Source organism: Polynucleobacter sp. 35-46-11, assembly GCF_002281105.1.
Genome location: NZ_NCFJ01000078.1, coordinates 1 through 8,706, shown reverse-complemented (window position 1 = coordinate 8,706; position 8,706 = coordinate 1). Strand labels below are relative to the sequence as shown.

Here is an 8,706-nt window from a genome sequence, read left to right as displayed (position 1 = left end):
CCCTGCTCCATCCGACGCTCAACACCCCAAAAAGACCAACCCAGGACTGTTTGTGCGGGAGGTGAGTGTCTTTAAGCGCTAGGGTAATTTATTAAGTTTTGAACCTAGTAATGATACCAGTTTTGCGTATAAACCCTTGGATTCCCAGCCAATTGGGCTTAGAAGGTAATAAGCCCCTCAGTCTTGCGACCGAGGGGCTTATTTTGACTAAAACTGGGCTAACTTTAGGACTTTGCGCTTTGCTCGATGATGGTCTTAATTTGAGCCAAAACAGTCTGGTCTTCCATGGTGCTGATGTCACCAGGATCGCGCCCTTCAGCAACTGCCTGGAGCGCCCGACGAACAATCTTGCCAGAGCGCGTCTTAGGCAATGCGGTAACAACATAAACACGACCTGGACGAGCAATCGCGCCTAGGGTAGTGTCCACAGTTTTCATGCATTCCGCTTCTAGGGTGGCTGTATTTGAGGAATCCTTCGGAATCACAAAGGCAATCGCAGCCTGGCCCTTGAGTTTGTCTTCAATACCCACCACTGCAACTTCAGAGATATTTGGATGACTAGAAATACTCTCCTCGATCTCACGAGTACCCAATCGGTGGCCAGCAACGTTAATCACGTCATCAGTACGACCCAAGATAAAGAAGTAACCGTCTTTATCTTTAATACCCCAGTCAAAGGTGGAGTAAATGGTCTTACCCGGAATGGTTTCCCAATAAGTGCTAACAAAACGCTTGTCATCATCCCATACCGTTTGCATGCAACCCGGAGGCAAAGGTCCTTCAATCGCAATAACGCCCTTCTGATCAGGGCCCAACTCTTCAGATGTTGCATCATCGAGCAGCTTCATATTGTAACCAAATGAAGGGACGCCTGGTGAACCACATTTATGTGGCATGACTTCTACACCACGCTGAATTGCCAGCATTGGCCAACCCGTTTCTGTCTGCCAATAGTTATCCACGATCGGTTTATTAATGGCTCCATGAATCCATGTCGCGGTTGGTTCATCCAAGGGCTCACCCGCCAAGAACAAGGCGCGTAAACTCGACAAATCATATTTGGTTAAGAACACGGGGTCTTGTTTCTTGAGGACGCGAACCGCAGTTGGTGCAGAGAACATGACTGACACTTTGTACTTCTCGACCAGTTCCCACCAGATACCAGCATCAGGACGCAATGGCGTACCTTCATACATGATGGTTGCCATGCCGTTTAGCAATGGCGCGTAAATGATGTAGCTATGCCCCACTACCCAACCAATGTCAGACGTACAGAACATCGTTTCACCAGGATTGCCGCAGAAAATATGCTTCATGGTTGAAGCTAATGCCACTGCATAACCACCGGTATCACGTTGGACTCCCTTTGGTTTACCAGTCGTACCGGAGGTATACAGGATGTATGAAGTGTGAGTTGCATCAACCCACTCAATTGGAACCAAATCATTGAGATGCTTTTGGCGCTCAGTGGTGTAATCCAAATCGCGACCTACAACGGTAGTGAATTCAGTCAGACCACGATTCACGATTAATACTTTTTCTGGTTTATAGGTCGCCAGTGTGATGGCCTCATCTAGCAGGGGCTTATATGGAACCGGTTTACCGCCACGCGCACCCGCTTCTGCAGTCACAATCATTTTTGGTTTTGCATCATCAATACGGGATGCCAAGCTGTGTGATGCAAAGCCGCCAAACACCACAGAGTGAATTGCACCAATACGTGCACATGCCAGCATTGCGAAACACGCTTCAGCAATCATCGGCATGTAGATCAATACACGATCGCCCTTTTTGACGCCGTTGGCTTTGTAGATTGCAGCCATACGATTGACTTCTTCGTAGAGCTCTTTAAATGTGTACGCCTTTTCTAGGCCTGTTTCTGTTGAAACAGCAACCAGAGCAATTTGATCTGGACGATCCTTAAGGTGGCGGTCCACAGCGTTGTAGCAAAGGTTGGTTAAGCCACCTTCAAACCATTTGGCAAACGGGGGGTTTGCGTAATCCAGAACTTTATTAAAAGGCTTTTCCCAATGAATAAGTTTTGCCTGCTCTCCCCAGAATCCATCTGGGTCTTTAATGGAGCGTTCGTGTTCTGATTTATAGGACATGGTCAACCTAAATAAGTAAATTAAAGTGTCTGGGATTACTGAATCTTGCCAACTCCTTTGCTGCTTGAAACCTTAGCAGTAGAGCTAGTTGCATGCGCAGAACCATTTTTCGCAGATTTTGCAAGCCCTGTCGATGCGGATTTATGCTGAGATGCAGCATTAATTTTGGAAGATTTACCCTTAGTTGAAGCTTTTGACGGCTTTGCTTGTGAACATTTTGCCCCTTTTGCACATTTTTTACCCGCTGCTTTTGGCTTATCCAGGCTGAGGCTGCCATTTTCAGCCATTGCCAATGGAATATCCCCGGAGCGCTGACTAGTTTTAGGGATCAAAACGGTTGATCCGGCCCGAATTCGCATGCCCTTAGGAATGGCATTGACCTCCCTAAGAGCATCCACATTAACGCCTAGCGTTTTAGCGGCCTTATCCACTGGCTCCGTTTTAGTCACCCGAACAGCAGTCCAAGAAGATAGTGGTTTGGTGTACTTCTTGAGATTTTCTTGGAAGATTTCCGCATGCCCGAACGGCAGCAAAATCTGTTGATTGGCATTGCTGAGGATTACTGGCTTATTAAAGGATGGGTTCAGACTATGGAACTCATCTTGCGGAATCTCAGACAACTTAATCGCTAGATCTACATCGATATCACTACCCACATCCACCGCCACAAAATAGGGGTGATTTTCTAACTCAGGCAAAACAATACCGTAGGCCTGAGGATCTAAAACAATCTGCCGGTAAGCCATCAACTTAGGTACGTAGTTCCGCGTCTCATTGGGCATTTTGAGGCTCAGATAATCTGTCGGGAGTCCTGCGGCTAAATTACGCTTTTGCGCTTTAGCAATATTCCCCGCGCCCCAGTTATAGGCGGCTAAAGCGAGATCCCAGCTACCAAACTGCTTATGCAATCGCTGAAGGTAATCCAATGCAGCATCGGTTGATAGCAATACATCTCGCCGCTCATCCCTAAACACGTTTTGCGTCAACTGAAAATCTTTACCGGTTGCCGGCATAAATTGCCACAAGCCCATCGCCTTAGCGCTAGATTTCGCATTGGTGACAAATGCGCTCTCAACAAATGGGAGCAATGCAATCTCTGTCGGCATATTTCGGGCATTGACTTCTTGCACGATATAAAAGAGATAGCGTGATGAACGGGCCATTGAGCGATGAACATAGTCGGGGCGTGCACTCAACCAACGCACTTGCTCAATCTCCAGCGGGGTGTTCATGGGCTCCATTTCAAAGCCATCCCGAATGCGAATCCACAAATTACTTGATGGAGCATACATATCACTGACAGACTGACTCTTTAAGTCGACCCGCTTTGCTTTTGCTGCACGTGAATCTTTTGCAGGAGGTGCATCAGAGGACCAATCTCCAGTACTTGCACAACCTGAGAGTACGGCAATCAGTAATATTGCCGCAAAGCGCCACAACATCAGAACCGATCCTTCCAGGCGCGTACTACTGCCAAGACATGCGCAGGGGTCGGCAAGGACTTTTCACCTGAGACCTCAACTGCCGCGTCGATGACAGCTTGTTGATCACAGCGCATGAATGGGTTGACTTGAAGCTCTTGTCCAATAGTCGTTGGCAAGGTCGGTAGATGTTGATCGCGCAGAGCCTTAGCAGCTTCTGCCCAGGTAATCAGATTCGCATTATTAGGTTCAACCGCTAAAGCAAACCGGATATTAGATAAGGTGTATTCATGAGTGCAATACACCAAGGTATTTTTTGGTAACGCGATGAACTTAGCAAGAGACTGACTCATCTGCGTTGGAGTGCCCTCGAATAAGCGGCCACAACCAGAGGCAAATAGGGTATCGCCACAAAACAGCATGGGCTCGACGACGTTAGCCTGCATATTTGCAAAGTAAGCAATGTGACTCAAAGTATGGCCGGGTACCTCGTACACCTCAAAACTAATACGTGGTGCAACCACTTCAATCTTGTCGCCTTCCATCATGGCATTCGTACAGCCTGGAATATCAATACTTGCAGGACCATAAACAGGAACTTGAACACCCAAAAACTCTAATAAGTTCAATATGCCGCCAGTGTGGTCAGCATGATGATGTGTAATTAGAATGCCAGTTAGCGTCAGATTTTTTTGTTCGAGATATTGCAGAACTGGGGCAGCATCACCCGGATCTACGATCAGAGCCGATTGACCATCATGGATACACCAGATGTAATTGTCATCAAATGCCGGTATCGGCCAAACCTGCAATAAAGTATTCTTCACCATAGACCGATGATACCAACCCTACCCTCCCCATCTCAGATGCCTGCACCACCATGGAGTTCATGGGAAAAGTGGCTGCAATCACCTCCTGGACGCTATGTTCTTGCCTGGGAGCAAAAATGCTTCAATCAAATCGTGGCTGATGTCTTTGGTTTTTATGCCGTACAAATCGGTTTACCCCAAATCAATACCTTGGCAGAAAACCGCATGCCTTTGCATGCCCTGCTTATTCACTCCAATGACCGCCAAAAACAGGCTAGTCAATTTAACTGGCATCAAGTTGAGGGCAATGCGATTGAGCTGCCCTTTGCCTCTGAAACTATCGATTTATTGGTGCTGCCACATGTTTTGGAGTTTGCCGCAGATCCCCATCAAATTCTACGAGAGGCTGAACGCGTCTTGCGCCCTGAGGGCCGCTTAATTATTTCGGGCTTTAATCCCGCCAGTCTTTGGGGTATGCGCCAATATCTCAGCAGATTGATTGGCAACCCTTATCTGCCAAGAGATGGTCAATTTATTAGCCTCCTCAGAATTAAAGATTGGTTGCAGCTCTTGAACTTCTCATTAGATCGAGGCCATTTTGGGTGCTACAAACTCCCACTCAGCGGCGAATCAGGTATGGCCAGAATGGACTTTATGGAGCCCGCAGGCAACCGTTGGTGGCCTATTTTTGGGGCTGTTTTCTTGGTCTCAGCTATTAAGCGCCAGCAAGGTATCCGCCTCATTGGACAAGTCCAGGGCTTGCGCATCCCAGCAATGACCCAATTAAGCCCAGCAGCCGAAAGCCGGCAGAATTTGGCAAATGGCCAAGACAAAGTAAATTAACGGTATGCCCCACACCAAATCCCTCCCCCATATTGTTATTTATACCGATGGCGCCTGCAAAGGCAATCCCGGGCCTGGTGGCTGGGGTGCGGTTTTACGCTCGGGCGGCCATGAGAAGCATTTACACGGGGGCGCAGAGCACACAACCAATAACCGCATGGAAATTAGTGCGGTGATTCATGCACTGCGAGCCCTCAAACAAACTAGCTCAGTAGAACTTTGGACGGACTCCCAATATGTTCAAAAAGGTGTAACTGAGTGGCTAGAAGGTTGGAAAAAAAGAGGCTGGAAGACTGCCAGCAAGGATCCCGTCAAAAATGCGGATTTATGGCAAGAATTAGACGCCCTCATCCCTGACCACAAAATCTCTTGGCATTGGGTGCGCGGACACAATGGCCATCCGGGAAATGAGCTCGCAGACCTCCTGGCAAACAAAGGTGTAGAGGAGTTTCTGCCCTAGGCTGAATCAGCCTTGGGATGCCCGTTTTTAGCGGTCTTATGAGAGAATGAACCGATTCAAAGCTGGTACAGATTTCACCGCTAAACCCATACAGAACCAAGAAAAACTCCGAGACCGTGTCAAAAATTGAATCAGCACTCGATAAAGTAGTTGCCAAGTTGCCCTTACTCAAAAACACGATAAAGGCACGCTTATGCACTCTTTGGCAAAAAGCCTCCCCATATCTTGGTACGGTCAAAAAATTAGATTACGCAACAGCAAAGGAATTCGCACTTAAGTACAAGTGGCGCATTTTGGCTGTACTGGTTGTTTTATATGCGGGCTCCAAGACATTAGATTACTTCTTCCCCGCTACCGGCAAAACGGGTGGACCACAAACCATTACGAGCGTCGTGGTGGAGAAAAAAGACATTCCGTTAATTATTGAGGCAACTGGCACGATCATCTCCAGCAGTATTGTGGATATTCGCCCAATGACTACCAATACTGTGAAAACGATTCACGTCAAAGATGGGCAGGAAGTTAAAGAAGGCGAACTCCTCTTTACTCTGGATGATCGTAATGATCGCGCCAACTATGAGAAATTAAAAGCATTAGCAGACGATGCTCAGAAACAATACTTGCGCGCCAAAGAGTTAGTCGCCAAAAACTTCATCTCTAAGGCAGGCCTGGAGACCTCTCTGGCTAATGCAAAATCAGCTCAAGCTGCTGCACGCTCAGCTCAAGTGCAACTCTCCTTTGACTCCATTCGCTCACCTATTGCGGGTCGTGCAGGTATTGTGAATGTGTTCCCAGGATCCTTAGTGCAAGCAAGCAATATCGTCACAACCGCAACTAGCTCAACAGCAACCTCTAGCGTTGGCTCTATGGTGACAATTACCCAACTGAATCCGATCAACGTTCAATTTGTTGTGCCTGAGAAAGATATTCCTTTGTTAATGGAAGGCAAACAGGCTGATGCGCCACTCAAAGTCAAAGTCAGCGTTGGCAATGATGCCAAAGCCATTTATGAAGGCGAAGTGCTTGTAATCGATAACCAAGTCGACCCCAGCATTGCAGCAGTGCGAGTGCGCGCTCAAATTCCGAACGAGAAGATGACTTTATTGCCCGGGCAATTTGCTCGCGTCTCATTAAATGCCAACACCCTCAAAGACGCTATTGCAGTGCCATCTGAAGCAATCGTAATTAGCCCTAAGGGGCGACTGGTGTACGTTGTAGATAAGGATGACAAAGTACAGTCCAAGCCTATTAAAGTCGTTTATGAATATCAAGGCACTTCAGTGATTTACGGGATCGAAGCCGGTGACCGAGTTGTTGTAGAGGGCAAGCAAAACTTGCGTCCTGGCAGCAAAATCAGAGAAGCAAAGAAACCAAGTGCTGCATCCGCTCCAGCTAAAGTAGCGGCTCCTGCCCCAGAGAAAAAATGACGCTTTCTGAGTTATGTATTAGGCGGCCCGTCATGACGGTGTTGCTGTCGATTGCAACCGTGATTGCCGGCACAGTCGCGTATTTCAAGATTCCGGTTGCTGCACTTCCTAGCTTTAATACGCCCATCATTTCTGTTAGCGCTAGCCTTCCTGGGGCTGCTCCAGAAAATATGGCCTCCTCTGTGGCGCTGCCATTGGAAAAAGAGTTCTCGACCATTGATGGCATCAAAGTCATTAGCTCCACCAATACACTTGGCAGCACCAGCATCACCCTCGAATTTAATAATGACCGCGATATTGATAAAGCCGCAGTAGATGTGCAAGCGGCATTACTAAGAGCTCAAAAGCGCCTGCCGATTGAAATGACGGTGCCGCCGTCTTATCGCAAGATTAATCCCGCCGATACCGCCGTCCTCGTCATTCGCATGAGTTCTCCCTCGATGAGCCTCTCCGAAATTAATGCGTATGCTGAAAATTTATTGGCGCCCTCCATCTCGACCATCACAGGTGTTTCACAAGTTCAGGTTTATGGCGCTAAGCGTTACGCTGTTCGTGTCAGCGTTAGGCCAGATGCCTTAGGCAATCGCAATATCACCATGGAAGAATTGGCCCTTGCAATCAATAAGGCCAACACCAATAGCCCCGTAGGCACCCTAGACGGCCCACGCCAACTGATTACGATTTATGCCAACCCTCAATTAGTTAAGGCAGAAGAATTTAGCAACCTAGTCATTGCTCAGCGCAATGGCCTGCCCGTATATCTTCGCGATGTTGCAGATGTGCAAGAAAGTTTTGAGGATGTGAGAACCTTTGCCACATCAGCCGGCGAACGCTCGATTGCGATTGGTATTTTGCGACAACCCAATGCCAATACGGTAGAGCTTGTCAAAGCAATCAAAAAGTTGCTCCCTACTTTTCAAGAGCAAATGCCAGCGTCTATCAAATTAACGCTGATTAATGATAGATCTCTATCGATCATTGAGGCGATTCATGATGTCAATGTGACCCTGGCATTAACCATTCTGTTAGTTGTTCTCGTGATATTCCTATTCTTAAAAAGAATATCGGCAACCCTGATCCCCTCGATCAGCCTTCCCATCTCCCTGATCGGCGCATTCTTTTTGCTGTACTTTATGGGCTACAGCTTAGATAACATTTCCTTACTTGGAATTACTCTTGCAGTTGGGCTGGTAGTTGACGATGCCATCGTGGTTCTTGAGAACATCATGCGCTACATCGAGCAAGGCATGGACCCACTGAAGGCGTCACTCAAGGGCAGCAAAGAGGTGGGATTTACCATCATCTCCATCTCTATTTCATTGGTTGCAGTATTTATTCCGCTTTTCTTTATGGCGGGCCCTATCGGCCTTCTCTTTAGAGAGTTTGCCGTAGTGGTTTCACTTTCTATTTTAGTCTCTGCAGTAGTCTCCCTTACTGTGGTTCCCTTGCTTTGTAGTCGCTTTCTTCCCAAACCTGGAGAGCACCCAACAGAATATGCCATCACGAAAAAGTTTGATCGCATCTTTGAGTACACGCTTAAAAAGTACATTCAATACTTAGATCTAGCCCTAGCCAATCGCAAAAAAGTCTTGTGGGGTGCGGTTGCCTCCTTCTTTATCACAATTGCTCTTTTTGTAT

7 protein-coding genes are annotated in these 8,706 nt (G+C 47.4%); 4 read left to right on the top strand and 3 right to left on the bottom strand.

Annotation, left to right across the window (positions count from 1 at the left end; genetic code table 11):
* Positions 1-224: 224 nt before the first annotated feature.
* Genes B7Y67_RS07765 through gloB form a run of 3 tightly spaced genes read right to left on the bottom strand, consistent with a single transcriptional unit; the run spans position 225 to position 4,359 of the window.
* Positions 225-2,108: a propionate--CoA ligase gene (locus tag B7Y67_RS07765; RefSeq protein ID WP_293598147.1), complete on the bottom strand. Its 1,884-nt coding sequence runs from the start codon at positions 2,106-2,108 to the stop codon at positions 225-227.
* A 35-nt stretch (positions 2,109-2,143) separates the two neighbouring features.
* Positions 2,144-3,550 (bottom strand): transglycosylase SLT domain-containing protein, encoded by a 1,407-nt coding sequence (locus tag B7Y67_RS07760; protein WP_293598146.1) that lies wholly within the window; start codon positions 3,548-3,550, stop codon positions 2,144-2,146.
* Positions 3,550-4,359: a hydroxyacylglutathione hydrolase gene (gene gloB, locus B7Y67_RS07755; RefSeq protein WP_293598145.1), complete on the bottom strand. Its 810-nt coding sequence runs from the start codon at positions 4,357-4,359 to the stop codon at positions 3,550-3,552. Before gloB ends, B7Y67_RS07760 begins: the two co-directional genes overlap by 1 nt.
* A 36-nt stretch (positions 4,360-4,395) precedes the next feature.
* Between gloB and B7Y67_RS07750 the strand changes: the two genes are divergently transcribed.
* The 4 genes from B7Y67_RS07750 to B7Y67_RS07735 form a co-directional block, all read left to right on the top strand.
* A complete protein-coding gene (locus B7Y67_RS07750; RefSeq protein WP_293598144.1) occupies positions 4,396-5,181 on the top strand; it encodes a class I SAM-dependent methyltransferase in 786 nt (261 codons plus the stop codon).
* A 4-nt stretch (positions 5,182-5,185) separates the two neighbouring features.
* On the top strand, positions 5,186-5,641 hold the full coding sequence (gene rnhA, locus B7Y67_RS07745; RefSeq protein WP_215334807.1) for a ribonuclease HI: 456 nt from the start codon (positions 5,186-5,188) through the stop codon (positions 5,639-5,641).
* A gap of 116 nt (positions 5,642-5,757) precedes the next feature.
* On the top strand, positions 5,758-7,068 hold the full coding sequence (locus tag B7Y67_RS07740; protein WP_293598143.1) for an efflux RND transporter periplasmic adaptor subunit: 1,311 nt from the start codon (positions 5,758-5,760) through the stop codon (positions 7,066-7,068).
* Positions 7,065-8,706: efflux RND transporter permease subunit (locus B7Y67_RS07735; protein ID WP_293598142.1), on the top strand; the 1,642-nt coding region annotated here is incomplete at its 3' end. The genes B7Y67_RS07740 and B7Y67_RS07735, both read left to right, overlap by 4 nt.

What these genes read in the sequence shown, in the direction of transcription:
- B7Y67_RS07765 (WP_293598147.1), bottom strand. Translation starts at nt 2,108, where the DNA reads ATGTCCTATAAATCAGAACACGAACGCTCCATTAAAGACCCAGATGGA.
- B7Y67_RS07760 (WP_293598146.1), bottom strand. Translation starts at nt 3,550, where the DNA reads ATGTTGTGGCGCTTTGCGGCAATATTACTGATTGCCGTACTCTCAGGT.
- gloB (WP_293598145.1), bottom strand. Translation starts at nt 4,359, where the DNA reads ATGGTGAAGAATACTTTATTGCAGGTTTGGCCGATACCGGCATTTGAT.
- B7Y67_RS07750 (WP_293598144.1), top strand. Translation starts at nt 4,396, where the DNA reads ATGCCTGCACCACCATGGAGTTCATGGGAAAAGTGGCTGCAATCACCT.
- rnhA (WP_215334807.1), top strand. Translation starts at nt 5,186, where the DNA reads ATGCCCCACACCAAATCCCTCCCCCATATTGTTATTTATACCGATGGC.